The sequence below is a fragment of the Rhodococcus sp. Chr-9 genome, assembly GCF_000801125.1.
GTDB lineage: Bacteria > Actinomycetota > Actinomycetes > Mycobacteriales > Mycobacteriaceae > Rhodococcus > Rhodococcus pyridinivorans.
On record NZ_JTIZ01000103.1, the window covers coordinates 45,871 to 61,107 of the forward strand.

17 protein-coding genes are annotated in these 15,237 nt (G+C 69.0%); 9 read left to right on the forward strand and 8 right to left on the reverse strand.

Going from position 1 to position 15,237, the window contains the following annotated elements; genetic code table 11:
• Window positions 1-79: 79 nt before the first annotated feature.
• Genes QR64_RS15235 through QR64_RS15255 form a run of 5 tightly spaced genes read left to right on the forward strand, consistent with a single transcriptional unit; the run spans window position 80 to window position 5,015 of the window.
• On the forward strand, window positions 80-1,039 hold the full coding sequence (locus tag QR64_RS15235; RefSeq protein WP_039586032.1) for a glycoside hydrolase family 26 protein: 960 nt from the start codon (window positions 80-82) through the stop codon (window positions 1,037-1,039).
• A complete protein-coding gene (locus tag QR64_RS15240) occupies window positions 1,036-2,274 on the forward strand; it encodes a PP2C family protein-serine/threonine phosphatase (RefSeq protein ID WP_033097721.1) in 1,239 nt (412 codons plus the stop codon). The genes QR64_RS15235 and QR64_RS15240 overlap by 4 nt, the downstream gene beginning before the upstream one ends.
• Window positions 2,271-4,226 (forward strand): glycosyltransferase, encoded by a 1,956-nt coding sequence (locus tag QR64_RS15245; protein WP_033097720.1) that lies wholly within the window; start codon window positions 2,271-2,273, stop codon window positions 4,224-4,226. Before QR64_RS15240 ends, QR64_RS15245 begins: the two co-directional genes overlap by 4 nt.
• Window positions 4,223-4,558: an STAS domain-containing protein gene (locus tag QR64_RS15250; protein WP_033097719.1), complete on the forward strand. Its 336-nt coding sequence runs from the start codon at window positions 4,223-4,225 to the stop codon at window positions 4,556-4,558. Before QR64_RS15245 ends, QR64_RS15250 begins: the two co-directional genes overlap by 4 nt.
• A complete protein-coding gene (locus QR64_RS15255; protein ID WP_024101422.1) occupies window positions 4,548-5,015 on the forward strand; it encodes an ATP-binding protein in 468 nt (155 codons plus the stop codon). The genes QR64_RS15250 and QR64_RS15255 overlap by 11 nt, the downstream gene beginning before the upstream one ends.
• Here QR64_RS15255 and QR64_RS15260 read toward each other — a convergent pair.
• The 4 genes from QR64_RS15260 to QR64_RS15275 all read right to left on the reverse strand — a co-directional run bounded on the left by QR64_RS15260 (window position 4,995) and on the right by QR64_RS15275 (window position 9,507).
• Entirely contained in the window at window positions 4,995-7,118 is a 2,124-nt protein-coding gene (locus QR64_RS15260) for a xanthine dehydrogenase family protein molybdopterin-binding subunit (RefSeq protein WP_052227322.1), read from the reverse strand. The genes QR64_RS15255 and QR64_RS15260 overlap by 21 nt on opposite strands.
• Window positions 7,115-8,116 (reverse strand): FAD binding domain-containing protein, encoded by a 1,002-nt coding sequence (locus QR64_RS15265; RefSeq protein ID WP_024101424.1) that lies wholly within the window; start codon window positions 8,114-8,116, stop codon window positions 7,115-7,117. The genes QR64_RS15260 and QR64_RS15265 overlap by 4 nt, the downstream gene beginning before the upstream one ends.
• Entirely contained in the window at window positions 8,113-8,727 is a 615-nt protein-coding gene (locus tag QR64_RS15270) for a 2Fe-2S iron-sulfur cluster-binding protein (RefSeq protein WP_051121499.1), read from the reverse strand. Before QR64_RS15270 ends, QR64_RS15265 begins: the two co-directional genes overlap by 4 nt.
• A gap of 222 nt (window positions 8,728-8,949) precedes the next feature.
• Window positions 8,950-9,507, reverse strand: coding sequence for an NAD(P)H-dependent oxidoreductase (locus tag QR64_RS15275; RefSeq protein WP_006550386.1), 558 nt, complete (start codon window positions 9,505-9,507; stop codon window positions 8,950-8,952).
• Between the two features lie 128 nt (window positions 9,508-9,635).
• Between QR64_RS15275 and QR64_RS15280 the strand changes: the two genes are divergently transcribed.
• Genes QR64_RS15280 through QR64_RS15290 form a run of 3 tightly spaced genes read left to right on the forward strand, consistent with a single transcriptional unit; the run spans window position 9,636 to window position 11,520 of the window.
• Window positions 9,636-10,280, forward strand: coding sequence for a TetR/AcrR family transcriptional regulator (locus QR64_RS15280; protein WP_024101427.1), 645 nt, complete (start codon window positions 9,636-9,638; stop codon window positions 10,278-10,280).
• Between the two features lie 4 nt (window positions 10,281-10,284).
• Window positions 10,285-11,076, forward strand: coding sequence for an META domain-containing protein (locus QR64_RS15285; protein ID WP_033097717.1), 792 nt, complete (start codon window positions 10,285-10,287; stop codon window positions 11,074-11,076).
• A 24-nt stretch (window positions 11,077-11,100) separates the two neighbouring features.
• Window positions 11,101-11,520 carry an META domain-containing protein gene (locus QR64_RS15290; RefSeq protein WP_039586033.1) on the forward strand — a complete coding sequence of 140 codons (420 nt, stop codon included), beginning with the start codon at window positions 11,101-11,103 and terminating at the stop codon, window positions 11,518-11,520.
• Between the two features lie 21 nt (window positions 11,521-11,541).
• On the opposite strand, the gene QR64_RS15295 is transcribed toward QR64_RS15290, so the two are convergent.
• Entirely contained in the window at window positions 11,542-12,090 is a 549-nt protein-coding gene (locus QR64_RS15295) for a nucleosidase (protein WP_006550382.1), read from the reverse strand.
• Window positions 12,087-12,887, reverse strand: coding sequence for a fructosamine kinase family protein (locus tag QR64_RS15300; RefSeq protein WP_006550381.1), 801 nt, complete (start codon window positions 12,885-12,887; stop codon window positions 12,087-12,089). Before QR64_RS15300 ends, QR64_RS15295 begins: the two co-directional genes overlap by 4 nt.
• 77 nt (window positions 12,888-12,964) lie before the next feature.
• On the opposite strand from QR64_RS15300, the gene nadE reads away from it, so the two are divergent.
• Window positions 12,965-13,801, forward strand: coding sequence for an ammonia-dependent NAD(+) synthetase (gene nadE / locus QR64_RS15305; RefSeq protein ID WP_006550380.1), 837 nt, complete (start codon window positions 12,965-12,967; stop codon window positions 13,799-13,801).
• Here nadE and QR64_RS15310 read toward each other — a convergent pair.
• A complete protein-coding gene (locus QR64_RS15310) occupies window positions 13,798-14,076 on the reverse strand; it encodes a MoaD/ThiS family protein (protein ID WP_006550379.1) in 279 nt (92 codons plus the stop codon). The two genes, nadE and QR64_RS15310, sit on opposite strands and share 4 nt — an antisense overlap.
• On the reverse strand, window positions 14,069-15,127 hold the full coding sequence (gene moaA / locus QR64_RS15315; RefSeq protein WP_039586034.1) for a GTP 3',8-cyclase MoaA: 1,059 nt from the start codon (window positions 15,125-15,127) through the stop codon (window positions 14,069-14,071). The genes QR64_RS15310 and moaA overlap by 8 nt, the downstream gene beginning before the upstream one ends.
• Between the last annotated feature and the right edge of the window lie 110 nt (window positions 15,128-15,237).

Below are 15,237 nucleotides of genomic sequence, written 5' to 3' on the forward strand. Positions count from 1 at the left end.
CCGCGAGAACACCCTCCGAAGGGCCTGCGCGGGGAGCTCCGGGCGGGAAGAATGACTCCTCGTGCACCCGGTTCGCGCGATGCTCGCCGCACTGCTGGCACTGTCCCTGTGCGCCGCCTGCGACTCGCGCCGTGAGTGCGAACCGATCTCCGCCCCGCTCGACGAGACGAGCACCGCGTGTCCCCGCTTCGGCATCAGCACCCCGGGCGGCCCGGTGGCCGTCGACGAGTACCGCGCGGTCACCGAGGCGGTCGGCACCGCACCCGGCGCGGTGCTGTGGTTCGTCGACTTCCTCTCCCCACCACCCGTCGGGGCCCTCGACATCGTGCGCGCCTCGGGAGCCGACCCGATCGTCACGTGGGAACCGTGGCTGCAGCGTGGCGACGGGACGTACGACCGGACGTCGATCACGATGGCCGACATCGCCGCCGGGATCCACGACGACCATCTCTACCGGTGGGCGGACGAACTCACCGCCTGGGGCGGGACGGTGTACCTGCGCTTCGCACACGAGCCGAACGGGGACTGGTATCCCTGGGGTCCCGCCGGCGGCACCCCACCGGAGACCTACGTCGCGGCGTGGCGACACCTGCACGAACTGTTCGCTTCCAAGGGGGCCGACAACGTGCGCTGGATCTGGACGGTCAACGTCCCGCACGAGGGCAGCAGTCCCATCGCACCCCTGTATCCCGGTGACGACCACGTCGACGTCGTCGGGGTCGACGGTTACAACTGGGGCACCACCCGGCCGTGGAGTCGCTGGCAGTCCCCCGAAGATCTGTTCGGACCGACCTTCGACGAGCTCGGCCGGATCGCCCCGGGTCGTCCCGTCGCGGTCACCGAGGTCGCGAGCGCGGAGGCCGGTGGGTCGAAGCCGGACTGGATCCGGGATCTGGTGGGTTACTTGGACAGTCACCCCGCGGTGACGACGTTCGTGTGGTTCCATCACAACAAGGAAACCGACTGGCGCCTGACCAGCACGGCCGAGTGCGCGGCGGCCCTGGACGACGCTCTGCACAGGAGACACACCGCACGATGACATCCGAGGCGTCGCTGCTCCCCGACCATCTCGAGGACGAGCGCATGCGCGACGTCGAGCGACTCGAGCTGCTCGACACCCCTCACGAGGAGCGCTTCGACAAGATCACCCGCATGGCGTGCCGCGTGTTCGGCGTCCCCATGGCGTCGGTGTCGCTGATGGACCACGACCGGCAGTGGTTCAAGTCGATCCTCGGACTCGAACTCTCCGAAGTTCCTCGCGAGAGGACGGTGTGCCGCACCACCATCGCGCGCGCGTACGAGCGGCCGGACGACCCCGCACTCGTCCTTCCCGACGCCTCAACCGATCCCGCCTTCATGGACATCCCCGGTATCGGTGGTGAGGGTGGGATCCGGTTCTACGCGGGTTACCCCCTGTTCGGTCCGGCCGGTCATCCCGTGGGCACCTTCTGCATCTACGACACCGAGGAGAGGAACCTCGACCCGGATCAGCTCGACACCTTCGCGGAGCTGGCCGAATGGACCCAGCGCGAACTCGACCGGTCCGACGAACTCGACCGCGCCGCCGAGATCCAGAAGCAGCTCCTCCCCCGGCCGCTATCCGACCTTCCGGGCTACGAGATCGCCACCGTCTGCCTGCCCGCCTTCGTGGTGGGTGGCGACTTCTACGACCACTACCGGCTCCGTGAGGGCGTCGTGATCTCCGTCGCCGACGTGATGGGAAAGGGCCTCGGCGCGGCGATCCTGGCGTCGGGCGTGCGTTCCTCGTTGCGCGGTGCCGGCCGGGTGCTCGAGCGCTTCGGACGTCGTCCGGTCGGCGTCCTCGACACCGGGATGGCGCTGACCCTCGGCGCCGAGCACCTCGCCGACGACTTCGAGCACACGGGAACGTTCGCCACCTCCTTCGTCGCTGCGATCGAGTTCTCCACGGGAGACGTCGACCACGCCGATGCGGGGCACGGACTCGCGGCGATCCGTCGCGCGGACGGCGGGGTCGAACCCCTCGAGGGCGACGGTCCCCCGCTCGGAGTGTTCCCCGCCACCACATGGACATCGGAGACCGCGCACCTCGCTCCCGGCGACATGCTGGTGGTCTGCTCGGACGGACTGCTCGACCTGCTCGACGAGAACAGCGACCCGGCGGCACTGTGCCGTTTCGTCGCCGGCCATCCGACCCCGGAGGCGCTGGTGGCCGCAGCACGTGCCCTGACGGTGAACGAACCTCCGCTCGACGACGTCACGGTCGTCGCGATACGACGGAACGAGATGTCGTGAAGGCCGTCACGAAGGAGGGCTACCCGTCACCGTTCCTGCGTGTCCTCATCGTCCTCACGGTCGTCGTCGGCCTGAACTACATCGTCTGGCGTTGGCTGTTCTCGGTGAACTGGGATGCCTGGTGGATCGCGGTTCCGCTGGTGCTGGCCGAGACCTACAGCCTGATCGACTCGTTGCTCTTCGCATTGACGATGTGGCGGCTGAGGAGACGGCCCGAACCACCCGCAGCGCCGGAGGGGATGACGGTCGACGTCTTCATCACCACCTACAACGAACCGGTCGATCTGGTGTTGCGGACCGCCACGGCAGCGAAGCGTATCCGGTATCCGCACCGGACGTGGATCCTCGACGACGGATCCCGGCCCGAACTCGCCGCAGCCGCCGCCGAACTCGGCGTCGACTACATGACGCGGGCGGCGAGCTGGACGAACAAGCCACGCCATGCCAAAGCGGGCAACCTGATCAACGCGCTGCTGCATTCGGACGGCGAGTTCCTGCTCATCCTCGACGCCGACCAGGTGCCCGAACCCGAGATCCTCGACCGCACACTCGGATATTTCACCGACGACCGCACCGCCCTGGTCCAGACACCGCAGTACTTCACCAACGTTCCCGAGTCCGACCCGCTCGGCAGCCAGGCCCCGCTGTTCTACGGCCCGATCCAGCAGGGCAAGGACGGCTGGAACGCCGCCTTCTTCTGCGGGTCCAACGCAATCCTCCGACGCGAAGCGCTCATGCAGCTCGGCCTGACCGGTTACGTCCAAGCCGTCGAAGACGGAGTCGAACGCACCCTGCGCACCGCAGGAAAGGTGGTCGACCGCGCACGCCGGAAGGTGCCCGCCGACCAGCCCGACGTCGCCGCGGCACTGGATTCGGTGCGACAGGCCGTGCGTACAGCACGCGGCGAACGGCGGGCCGGCGCGGCGCTCGCCGACGTCACCTTCCGCTTCCAGCAGGCGGTCGACGCCGCCGCGCGCAGCATCGTCGATGCCGACTTCGGTGGTATCCGAGCCGATCTCGAGGAGATCGCCGCCCTCGACGCGCACGGCACCGACGCGCTCACCATCGACGAGACCGTGCTCGACCGCCTCGCCGACCGCGAATGGTCGCCGCTCGGCGCGCTCGAATCGATCCGGGCGATGATCCGGGCCGTCGACGTCGACCGCGCCGAGGAGGCCGAGCCGATGCTCGCGTTGGCCACGATCTCCGTGACCGAGGACATGGCCACCTCCATGCGTCTGCACGGCGCGGGTTGGAAGTCCGTCTACCACCACGAGATCCTCGCCTACGGACTGGCACCGGAGGATCCGAAGACGATGGTCACGCAGCGACTCCGGTGGGCGCAGGGCACGATCCAGGTGATGCTGCGGGAGAATCCGCTCGTCCAGAAGGGCATGACCCTCGCGCAGCGCCTCATGTACTGGGCGACGATGTGGAGCTATCTCTCCGGTTTCGCGGCCCTCGCCTATTTCGCGGCGCCGATGATCTATCTCGTCTTCGGGATCCTGCCGGTGGAAGCCTACAGTCTCGACTTCTTCGCGCGGCTCGTCCCGTTCCTGATCCTCAGTCAGCTGCTGTTCTTCGTCGTCGGCCGCGGCACGCCGACCTGGCGCGGCCAGCAGTACAGCCTCGCGCTGTTCCCGGTGTGGATCAAGGCATGCTGGACGGCCTTCCTCAACGTGTACTTCGACAAACCGCTCGATTTCGCGGTCACCCCGAAGACACGCCAGGGCGGCGAGGGCGTCCCCTGGTATCTGTTCCGTCAGCAACTGCTCGTCATGGCACTGCTGGTCGTGGCGGCGGTCGTCGGCGCGGTGCGGTTGTTCCTCGGCGACATCTCGGTTCTCGGCGTGACCGCGAACCTCGTCTGGGTCGTCTTCGACCTGTTGATTCTGTCGGTGGTGATCGGCGCGGCTCGCTACCGTGGACCCGAGAACGAAGGAGTTCGATGAGCCATTACGAAACCCGCACGGTCGGAACGAGTACCGTCGTGCAACCCACCGGTCGTCTGAACATGGTTGCGGCGCCACGTCTTCGCGAGCAGTTGCGCGATCTCGTCGAGAACGGATCCCATCGGCTCGTCGTCGACCTCAGCACGACCGAGTTCATCGACTCGTCCGGGCTCGGCGCACTCGTGTCCGGATTGAAGGCGGCGCGGCAGGCCGGCGGCGACCTGCGGATCGCCTCGCCCACGGCGCAGGTGCAGAGCGTGCTCGCGCTGACCCGCCTCGATCGGGTCCTGGCGACCCACGACTCCGCGGACGCGGCCTTCGATGGCGACTGACGCCCCGTCCGACGCGCAGCCGTCCGACGGGGCGCCCTGCCGGTGGGAGTTGTCCGCCCCGACGAGCGAGGGCACCCTCGACCGGATCATGGATCTGGTCGCGGAGATGTTCGCCGCCGAGGAACTCGACGAGTCCGACCGCGTGCAGTTCGAGATCGCGGTCGCGGAGATCGCCGCGAACATCATCGAGCACGCCGGCCGGGGACAAGCTGTCTCGGTGACGCTGACGCTGGAGCTCCACCCGGATCGTCTCGAAGCAGTATTCATCGACGACGGGGCCCCGGCACGTGTGGATCTGCGTTCGGTCGAACTCCCGGATGCCCTCGCCGAGCGCGGTCGAGGACTCGCCATCGCCCTCGCCGCGCTCGACGAGCTGCGGTACCGGCGACAGGCCGGCACCAATCGCTGGCTGCTGGTCTGTCACCGGTCCGACGCGTCAGGGCAGTCCGGGCAGTAGGTCGTCGAGGCGGGCCGGTAGGTTCCGGATCCGCACTCCGGTCGCGTGCCACAGGGCGTTGACGACCGCCGCGGCGCTGCCCACGATCCCGATCTCACCGATCCCCCGCGACCCCATGGGTGTCGCATGCAGGTCCTCGTCATCGAGCCAATCCGCTTCGACCCGGCGGATGTCGGCGTGTGTCGGCACGTGGTATTCGGACAGATCGTGGTTGACGACGTGCCCGAAACGCGCGTCGCGGATGCTCTCCTCGAAGAGCGCCATCGAGATCCCGAAGGACATCCCGCCGATGACCTGCGAACGCGCGGTTCGCGGATTGATCACCCGTCCCACGGAGAACAGACCGAACATCCGGGGCACCCGGATCTCGCCGGTGTCGGCGTCGACGTGCACCTCGGCGAAGTGCACACCGAAGGACTGCGCGGTGTAGTGCTCGAGTTCGCGGTTCTCGGCTGCCGACGCGGACAGTTCGGCACCCACCGGCGGATCGTCGCCGAAGCGTTTACCGAATTGTTCTGCGGCCGTGACGATCGCGGTTCCCCAGGACGAGGTGCCCGACGATCCGCCGGCCACCGTGCCGTTGGGCAGTGCGCTGTCGCCGATCTCGAGGTCGACGTCCTCCGGTCGGCATCCGAGTGCGTCGGCGGCGATGAGGGTCAGGGCCGTCCACGCACCCGTACCGAGGTCGGTGGCTCCGATGCGGACGGAGTAGCGCCCCTCCCCGAGATACCGGATCTGGGCTTCCGAGCCGGGATTGACCATGTGGGGATAGGTCGCGACCGCCATGCCGGTACCGATCAGGGTGTTGCCCTGCCGCCGGGTGCCGGGTTCGCGGTCGGACGGATCCCACCCGAATCGCTGTGCTCCTCCGCGGAGGCATTCGACGAGCCGGCGCGACGACCACGGCTTCCCCGTCTCCGGATCGGACTCGGGTTCGTTGCGGATGCGCAGTTCGATCGGGTCGATCCCGAGTTCGGCGGCGAGCTCGTCCATCGCGACCTCGCCGGCGAACATGCCCGGCGCTTCACCTGGCGCGCGCATCCAGAACGGCGCCGGCACGTCGAGAGTGATCGCGCGATGCGACGTGCGGGCGTTGGCGACGTCGTAGAGATTGCGCAGCGGCACCCCCGCCTGTTCGACGAATTCGGTGACCCGGGACGACTGGGCGAACGCCTCGTGCACGAGACCGGTGAGCTTGCCGTCACTGTCGGCCGCGAGCCGGATGTGCGAGGCGGTCGGAGCGCGGTACCCGACGTAACCGAACATGTCTGGTCGGGAGACCGCGAACTTGATCGCTTTCCCGGCCAGGGCCCGCGCCGCGAGTCCACCGAGGACGTCGTGCGCGTGAGGACCGCCCTTGGAACCGAATCCCCCACCGATGTACGGACAGACCACCCGCATCCGGGCCGCGTCGAGACCGAAGACCGGCGCGAGGGTCTCGACGACACCGTGCGGATGTTGCGTCGAGGTGTACAGCGTCAGAGTGTATCCGTCGGTCTCACTGTTCGACGGCACGACGTCGTTCCGCCAGATCGCGACCACGGTGTGCGGTTCGAGTGGATTGTTGTGTTCCTCAGGGGTGGAGTACCACTGATCGATCACCGTCTCGGCGCGGGCGAACGCCGCGTCGACGTCGCCTCGCTCGGTGTCGGGTTCGTAGCCGCCGTTGACGGTCTCGGGTGTGTACGCGTCGGGATGGTCGGCGCGGAAGAGCGCGTCGTGCGGTTCCTCGCTGTACTCGACTTTCAGGAGCGAGCATGCCTCCCGGGCGATCTCGAAGCTCTCCGCGACGACCGCGCCGATGATCTGACCCCGGTACAGCACGTCGGGTGTCTGCAGGACGGAGTACTCACCCTCGGCCTCTTCGGTGAGACGTGGGGCGTTCCAGGGAGTGAGGACCTTCAGCACCCCGGGCACCGCTTCTGCGGCGGCGGTGTCGATGCGGTCGACGCGTCCACGGGCGATGGTGGAGGTGAGCGGTACGAGGTAGGCGGGATCGTCGACCGGGTGCTCGTAGGCGTACGGTGCCGTCCCGGCGACCTTCGCCGGTCCGTCGATGCGCGCGGTGGAGCGTCCACCTGCTCGGATCGGCTCGGGGCTCATGCGGATCCACCTCGTTCCCGTCGTTCGTCGAGTTCGCGCAGGGTCGCCACCACGGTTCGCCGCAGCAGCGGGATCTTGTAGGCGTTGCCGTCGAGGGGACTCGCGTCGGCGAGTTCGGCCTCGGCCGCCGCAGCGAAGACCTCGTCGGAGGGTTGTTGCCCGAGGAGTGCTTCCTCCGCGCGGTGTGCCCGCCAGGGCCGGTGTGCGACCCCACCGAATGCGATGCGGCACCCGGTGATCGTCCCGTCCGCAACGGTCATCTCGGCCGCTACGGAGACCAACGCGAAGGCGTAGGACGCCCGGTCGCGCACCTTGCGATAGGTGGACAGCGAACTCTGCGCCGCGGGGATCTGCACGCCGACGATGAGGTCGTCGCGTTCGAGCACAGTGTCGCGCTCGGGTGTGTCGCCGGGGAGTCGGTAGAAGTCCTCTACCGCGATGGCGCGCTCGCCGTCCGGGCCGAGGACCAGGACTTCGGCGTCGAGCGCGAGCAGGGCGACCGCCATGTCGGACGGATGGGTGGCCACGCAGTGCTCCGAGGCGCCGAGGATCGCGTGGTAGCGGGTGTATCCGCCGATGGCGGAGCAGCCGCTGCCGGGTTCGCGCTTGTTGCAGGGGGTGCTCACGTCCCGGAAGTACGAGCACCGCGTGCGCTGGAGCAGGTTGCCGCCGGTGGTCGCGGTGTTCCGGAGCTGGGGTGAGGCACCGGCGAGCAGTGCGCGCGACAGCACCGGGTAGTTGCGCCGCACGAAGGGATGCGCCGCGAGGTCGCTGTTGCGGACGTTGGCGCCCACCCGGATTCCCCCGTCGGCCGTCTCCTCCACGGCGTCGAGCGGAAGATGCGAGACGTCGACGAGGAGATCGGGGGTCGCGACGCCGAGTTTGAGGTGGTCGACCAGATTCGTGCCGCCCGCGAGGAAGACCGCACCCGGTGTCTCGTGCACGACGGCGACGGCGGCGGCGGGATCTGCCGGTCGCTCGTAGCGGAGGGGGCTCATCGCGTCTCCTCCGTATCGAGGCGGCTGTCGCCGACACCGATTCGGCTGTCGCCTGCACCGATTCGGCTGTCGCCGGTGGCGACGGTGCGGATCGCCGAGACGATGTTGGGATAGGCGGCGCAGCGGCACAGATTGCCGCTCATGCGTTCCCGGATCTCGTCGTCGTCGAGTTCGGGTGCCTGTTCGAGATCGGCCGTTACGTGACTCGGCGCCCCGTCGGCGAACTCGTCGAGCATGCCGACGGCCGAACAGATCTGGCCGGGGGTGCAGTAGCCGCACTGGAAGGCGTCGTCCTCGATGAACTGCGCCTGGAGCGGATGCATCTCCCCGTCGCCGAGTCCGGCGGCGGTGACGATCTCGGCGCCGTCGTGCGAGGCGGCGAGGGCCAGGCACGAGAGGGTGCGCCGGCCGTCGATCAGCACGGTGCACGCTCCGCACTGACCGAGATCGCATCCCTTCTTCGGGGACGTGATCCCGAGGCGGTCGCGCAGTGCGTCGAGCACGGTGGTGCGGACGTCGATCGGGACGCGACGCTCCACCCCGTCGACGTGGAGAACTATGTCGAGATCGGGTCGGTGGCCGGTATCGGTCCTCGTGTCCCCGCTTGTCATGGGCAAACCTCCGAACAGTGGGCTGTGTTCGGGGCATTCCCGCTGCAGGCGTCATCGAACCGTCGAGATGCGACGAGCGACGAGCGGAGCGTCCGCGGCTCGGCCGGACCCTGCGGATACGCGGTGCCGGAGACCTCACGGGTCTCCGGCACCGGGGGTGTCGGTCGGTCCGCCGGCCGCTCTCGGTGCCGGCGGTACCGGCAGGGACGACGGACGTCTCGATCAGGCGTCGGCGAGCACCTTGGTGGCGTCGGCCAGTGCGGCGACGACCGTTGCGACCTGCTGCGCGGTCTCGGCGTGCTCCTTGGCGTGCTCGCCGCCGAACTTGCCGAAGGTTTCGCCGACCGACAGCGAGCCGGCGTCGACGACCTTGCCGCCGGCGATTCCGACGACCTTGACCGCGTCCTCGAGCGCCCACTTCGCAGCGTTCTGGCTGGGCGACTGGCTGACGATGGCGACGGGCTTGCCGCTCAGTGCGCCGGCACCGTAGGGGCGCGACAGCCAGTCGACGGCGTTCTTGAGCACCGCGGAGACGGTGCCGTTGTACTCGGGCGTGACGATCAGCACGGCATCGACCTCGGCAGCGGCGTCGCGCAGAGCCACGGCAGCAGCGGGGGCAGCCTCGCCGTCGAGATCCTCGTTGTAGAAGGGAACGTCGGCGAGGCCCTCGTAGAGGGTCACCTCGACGTTCTCGGCAGCAACCGCCGCGGCGGTCTCGGCGAGCTGGCGGGAGACGGAGCCGTCACGCAGGCTGCCGACGAGGGCGAGAACTCGGGTCATGGGAACATCCTCGGGTCGAAGTGGTTGACTACGCAATTTTAAACGGACCGTGGTCCGCTTTATTCCCTGCCCCGCTAGAGTGTGACCTTGTGAACACTCGCCCCCTCCCGCACGCGGACGGTCGGGCGCTGTCTGCGGCGAACAGCCGGGCTCTCCCCCTGGCGGACGAACGACTCTCCGAACGGGGCGACGCAGCGCGCAATCGTTCCCGTCTGCTCGACGCCGCCGCCCTGCTCGTCGCCGAGCGCGGCGTCGATGCCGTGACGATGGACGCCGTCGCGGCGCGGGCCGGGGTCGGCAAGGGCACCGTCTTCCGCAGGTTCGGCTCCCGCGCCGGGCTCGTCCGGGCACTGCTCGACCACAGCGAGCGCGAGTTCCAGCAGGGCTTCCTGTTCGGCCCGCCACCGCTCGGCCCCGACGCCGAGGCCCTGGACCGGCTCATCGCCTTCGGTCGTGCACGCATCGAACTCGTCGAGGTGCAGGGCGAACTGCTCCGCGCGGCCGAATCCGCCACCGACTCCCACTACACCGCTCCCGCCCACCTGGTCTCGCTCGCCCACGTCGACGCACTGCTGCGTGCCGCCGGAGTCACCGGCGACACCCGATTGCTGGCGACCTCGCTGGTCGCGTCGCTCGAGGCCACCCTCGTGCTCCACCAGTGGCGCGAGCTGGGACATCCGCTCCGCCGACTCGCCGACAACTGGGCCGAACTCGCACACCGTGTCGTGACCGGTCGAGGTAGCCGCAAATCTGGGTCGAGCGCCGTACCGTAACGGCATGATTCGCACATTCCGGGTGCTCGCACTGGTCTCCCTGACAGCGGTGGCCGCCGCGTGCAGCACCGATTCGGATTCGGCCGACGGCAACTCCGCGGAGGACCTCACCGGCCGCACCTTCGTCTCGACGAGCGTGACCGGCACGCAGATCCCGGGCGACGGACCGATGGTCGTCGAGTTCCCGGAGGACGGACGCATCTCCGCGACCGCCGGCTGCAACCGTTTCGTCGGCGGCGTGGACCTGGCCGACGGCCGAGTGAAGGCATCGGACCTGGCGAGCACGATGATGGCCTGCCTGCCGGAACGCGAGGGAGCAGACGCTTGGCTCACCACGCTGTTCGACGCCGAGCCGCGCTGGTCGCTCGACGGGGACACCTTCATGCTCACCGGCGACGACATCACGGTCTCGCTCGAGGACGAGAAGGTCGTCGACCCCGATCTGCCGATCACCGGCACCGAGTGGGTGGTGACCTCGCTGCGCACCGCCGACGCCGTCGTCAGGTCGGTCGCCCTGGAGAACGCCGCGCCGACGCTCACCCTGGCCGACGACGGCACCCTCACCGGGAACACGGGGTGCAACGAGTTCGGCGGCAGCGCCGAGGTGGGCGACGATGTCATCCTGTTCGAACCGCTCACCATGACCCGCGCGGCCTGCGCCGATCCCGAGCTCGCCGACATCGAGACGCACGTCCTGAACGTGCTCGCAGGTGAGACCACCTACATCGTCCGGGGCTCGTCGATGATTCTCACCGCAGCGAACGGCACCGACGGACTGGAGTTCACGGCCCGCTGATCCCTCCTCGGTACCGTGAGACCCATGCCGGGAGCAGTCCGCGTGGTCGTCGTCCTCGCACTGGGTGCGCTGCTGTCCGGGTGCGGAATGTTCGGGTCGTCGCCGTCCGACCCGATCGGTCGCCGTTACATCTCGACCGAGGTCGAGGGGCGGCCGATCCCCGGCGGCGGTCCGCTCCAGTTGTCGTTCCCCGCTCGGGAGCGGGTCGCGGCGTCCGCCGGATGCAACCGGTTCACCGGCACCGCCGACCTGTCCGGGAGCAGGATCCGCGCCGGGACGCTCGCGTCCACGAGAATGGCGTGTCCTCCCCCGCGCGACGGCGCCGACGACTGGGTACGGACGCTGTTCGCGGGCACACCCCGGTGGACTCTCGACGGGGAGGTGCTCACCCTGACCACCGGCGCGGTGACCGTCACCCTCACCGAACGTACGGACGGGCGCTGAGATCGTTCGTCATGGAATCGTTCAGTAACGCTCGACGAGCCAGCGGGCGAGTTCCTGCGCGCTGCGGTCGACCTGCTTCGGCCAGTCGAGCGCCGAATCGTCGGCCCGGTCGCTCACGTGCTTGACAAGTCGGCACCGCGCGCCCATGCGGCGGGCGGCATAGGCAACCGCGAAGCCCTCCATGTCGACGAGATCGGCACGCGCGGACAGCGCGTCGCGGATCTGGGCGTCCGAGACGAACGAATCACCGGTGGCGAGCACGCTGCCGTCACCGTCGTCGATCTGCACGACGTCCTGCACGGGATGACCGAGGCTCTTCAGGATCTCGCTGCTGATGTCGTGGTTGATCGCGGCGGACGGCAGGAACAGTCCCGAGTGGTGGGTGTGCAATGCGCCGGCGGTGCCGATGTTCACGACGAGCGGCCGCGCGTCGGCCGGATACCCCGCGAGCGCCGCGGTGACGGCCACCGCTGCGTCGACCTTCCCGATCCCGGTGATCACCGTCTCGTAGCGTTCCGGGACGTGCGCCGCCTCGGCGCGGGTCGCGGATACGACGAGGATCCCGTTCACGTACTGCCTCCGAGTTCGAGGGTCGCGAGTGCCGCCCGGTGCAGCTCCCGCCCGTACCCGGCACCGTATCCCGCGGCGTGCACCGCCAGTGGATGCAGCTGGTGCACGGGCACCCGCTGCTCCCACCCGACGCGTAGCGGATGCGCCGCCTCGTAGCCGTCGACGACCCGGCCCAGGTGCGGGCAACCGAAGAGCGCGAGCATCGCCAGATCCGTCTCGCGGTGGCCGCCGTGCGCGGCCGGATCGATCAGGACGACGCCGCGCGGCGACCACAGCACGTTGCCGTTCCACAGGTCTCCGTGCAGGCGCGAGGGCGGATCCTCGTCGTCGAAGGCTCCGGCGGCGACGAGATCGCAGGCGGCCTCGATGTCGTGGCACTGACGGCCGGTGACGCTGCCCGCCTCGACCGCGATGCGCAGGAAGGGCAGCACCCGCTCTGCGACGTAGAACGATCCCCAGGTGTCGTGCACGGTGCGGCTCATGGGGCGGCGGCCGATGAACAGCTGCCCGTCGTAATCGTCGGGTGCCGCACCGAAACCGGCGGCGCCCACGTCGTGCATCCGGGCGAGTGCCGCACCGAACTCCCGTGCGGCCTCGGCGGACGGGGATGCCTCGGCGATCCGCTCGAGTTCGATGTGGTGCTCGCTCACCGACCGCACCGCCACCACCGGCATACCGGCCTCGGCGAGCCAGGCCAGACCGGCCGCCTCGGCCCGGAAGAAATCAGGATGGGTGTGCGGGTCGTGTTTGCGGAAGACGTCTCCGGTGCTCACCCCGAAGAGTCTGCCCGACCGCACACTTCGTCCCGCCCTCTTCGCCCACCCTCTTCTCCGTTGTATCGCAGCAGTAACACAGGAACGCTAGGGTCGTGAAGATGACGAACCTTCGCGATCGGATCATCGAAGAACTCGGGGTGAAACCCTCCATCGACCCGCGCGCCGAGATCGACGCGCGGGTGCAGTTTCTCGCCGACTACCTGCGCAGCACTCCCGCGAAGGGATTCGTGCTCGGCATCAGCGGCGGGCAGGACAGCACCCTCGCCGGCAAGCTCGCCCAGCTCGCCGCGGAGAAGCTCCGCGCCGAGGGCCACACGGCGGAGTTCGTCGCGGTCCGCCTGCCCTACGGCAAGCAGGCCGACGAGCACGACGCCCTCGTCGCATTGGAGTTCATCGGAGCCGATCGCACTCTCGGTGTGGATGTGAAGCCCGGCGCCGACGCGACGGCTTCGGAAGCGGCTCGCGCGCTGTACGGCACCGAGACGCGTCTGCGCGACTTCGTGCGCGGCAACATCAAGGCCCGCGAACGCATGATGATCCAGTACGCGATCGCCGGAGAACTCGGCTACCTCGTGGTCGGCACCGACCACGCCGCCGAAGCGGTGACCGGTTTCTACACCAAGTACGGCGACGGCGGCGTCGACATCACTCCCCTGGCCGGTCTGACGAAGCGGCAGGGTGCGGCGCTGCTGCGCGAACTCGAAGCACCCGAGAGCACCTGGATCAAGATCCCCACCGCCGATCTCGAGGACGACCGTCCCGCGCTGCCTGACGAGGAAGCGCTCGGCATGGCCTACAGCGAGATCGACGACTATCTCGAGGGCAAGGACGTCACCGACGACCTCGCCAAGCGCCTCGAGGCCAAGTTCCTCGACACGCGGCACAAGCGCGTGATGCCCGTGGGGCCCTTCGACACCTGGTGGCGTGAGGATTAACCACCCGCGAAGGGCGGCAGGACGTCCACTCGGGACCCGGCCGGCCGGCCGAGGTCCCGGGTGAGTTCGCCCGTGCCGCCGTCGCCGGGTTCGAGCAGGAAGGCCGCCACCGACAGGACCCGCTCCATATCGGCGCCGTAACGATCGACGAGGACGGCACGCAGCGTGCCGAGATCGGCGCCTTCCGGCAGGTCGATCGTGTCCTTCTCGCGTCCGGCCGCATCTGCTGCGGCCGCGAAGTACCGCACCTCGATCCCCGTCGTCACCTCAGCCACCGATAGCTCCCATGCTCCGCTGCGGCGGCGCGAAGTCCGCCGCGTCCATGCCGTGTCCGGCCCACTTGTTCCACATCGCCCCGCGCCACAGCGCGGCGAGTTCGTCGTCGGTGGCGCCGCCCCGCAGAGCGGCGCGCAGGTCGGTCTCCCGGTCGCTGAACAGGCAGGACCGGACCGTTCCCTCGGCCGTCAACCGCGTGCGGTCGCAGTCGCTGCAGAACGACCGCGTAACCGACGCGATGATCCCGACGGTCGCCGGTCCGCCGTCGACGAGCCAGCGTTCGGCCGGCGCGGACGGGTCCTCGCGTTCGGTCTCCGTGAGCGTGAACCGCTGCCCGAGCACGTCGAGCAATTGCTGGGCCGGCACCATCTGCGAGCGCGCCCAGTTCTGATCGGCGTCGAGAGGCATCTGCTCGATGAACCGCAGTTCCACGCCCTCGTCCAGGCACCACGCGAGCAGATCGGCCGCACCTTCGAGGGTTTCCGGCATCAGGACAGCGTTGATTTTGACCCGACCCAGTCCGGCGGCCACCGCGGCGCGGATACCGTCGAGCACCGAATCGAGCCGATCGCGGCGCGTGAGCCGCGCGAAGTGCTCGCGGTCGATGGTGTCGAGGGAGATGTTCACGCGGGTCAGTCCGGCGTCCGCCAGCGCCCGCGCACGGTGCCGGAGACCGACCGCATTGGTGGTCAGCGCGATCGGCAGCCCCGGCGTCTGCTGCGCGCATCCGGCGACGATCTCCTCGAGATCGCGGCGCATGAGCGGTTCCCCACCGGTGAAGCGCACCTCGTGGACACCGAGTCGACCGGTCGCGATGCCCACCAGACGCACGATCTCGGCGCTCGCGAGCAGCTGGTCGCGCGGAATCTCGGGAAGGCCCTCGGCCGGCATGCAGTAGGTGCAGCGCAACGAGCACTTCTCGGTGAGGGACACGCGCAGGTCGCGGGCGATGCGACCGAAGCGATCGAGAAGCTCGGGCACGTCGGGCCGATCGGACGCGTCGTCTGCGCGATCGCGCACGACCGGGATGCCCATGTCCACCGCTGTCATACGACCATCGCTTTCATACAGCCCAGTATGCCCACAACCGCCGATCGTGACATCGCATCCGGACAGACGGGGCACACGCGGCGCGTCGTGGGCGGCGGGGCACGGCCCTC

What these genes read in the sequence shown, in the direction of transcription:
- QR64_RS15290 (WP_039586033.1), top strand. Translation starts at nt 11,101, where the DNA reads ATGCCGGGAGCAGTCCGCGTGGTCGTCGTCCTCGCACTGGGTGCGCTG.
- QR64_RS15285 (WP_033097717.1), top strand. Translation starts at nt 10,285, where the DNA reads ATGATTCGCACATTCCGGGTGCTCGCACTGGTCTCCCTGACAGCGGTG.
- QR64_RS15270 (WP_051121499.1), bottom strand. Translation starts at nt 8,727, where the DNA reads ATGACAAGCGGGGACACGAGGACCGATACCGGCCACCGACCCGATCTC.
- moaA (WP_039586034.1), bottom strand. Translation starts at nt 15,127, where the DNA reads ATGACAGCGGTGGACATGGGCATCCCGGTCGTGCGCGATCGCGCAGAC.
- QR64_RS15250 (WP_033097719.1), top strand. Translation starts at nt 4,223, where the DNA reads ATGAGCCATTACGAAACCCGCACGGTCGGAACGAGTACCGTCGTGCAA.
- QR64_RS15240 (WP_033097721.1), top strand. Translation starts at nt 1,036, where the DNA reads ATGACATCCGAGGCGTCGCTGCTCCCCGACCATCTCGAGGACGAGCGC.
- QR64_RS15265 (WP_024101424.1), bottom strand. Translation starts at nt 8,116, where the DNA reads ATGAGCCCCCTCCGCTACGAGCGACCGGCAGATCCCGCCGCCGCCGTC.
- QR64_RS15255 (WP_024101422.1), top strand. Translation starts at nt 4,548, where the DNA reads ATGGCGACTGACGCCCCGTCCGACGCGCAGCCGTCCGACGGGGCGCCC.
- nadE (WP_006550380.1), top strand. Translation starts at nt 12,965, where the DNA reads ATGACGAACCTTCGCGATCGGATCATCGAAGAACTCGGGGTGAAACCC.
- QR64_RS15260 (WP_052227322.1), bottom strand. Translation starts at nt 7,118, where the DNA reads ATGAGCCCCGAGCCGATCCGAGCAGGTGGACGCTCCACCGCGCGCATC.
- QR64_RS15235 (WP_039586032.1), top strand. Translation starts at nt 80, where the DNA reads ATGCTCGCCGCACTGCTGGCACTGTCCCTGTGCGCCGCCTGCGACTCG.
- QR64_RS15275 (WP_006550386.1), bottom strand. Translation starts at nt 9,507, where the DNA reads ATGACCCGAGTTCTCGCCCTCGTCGGCAGCCTGCGTGACGGCTCCGTC.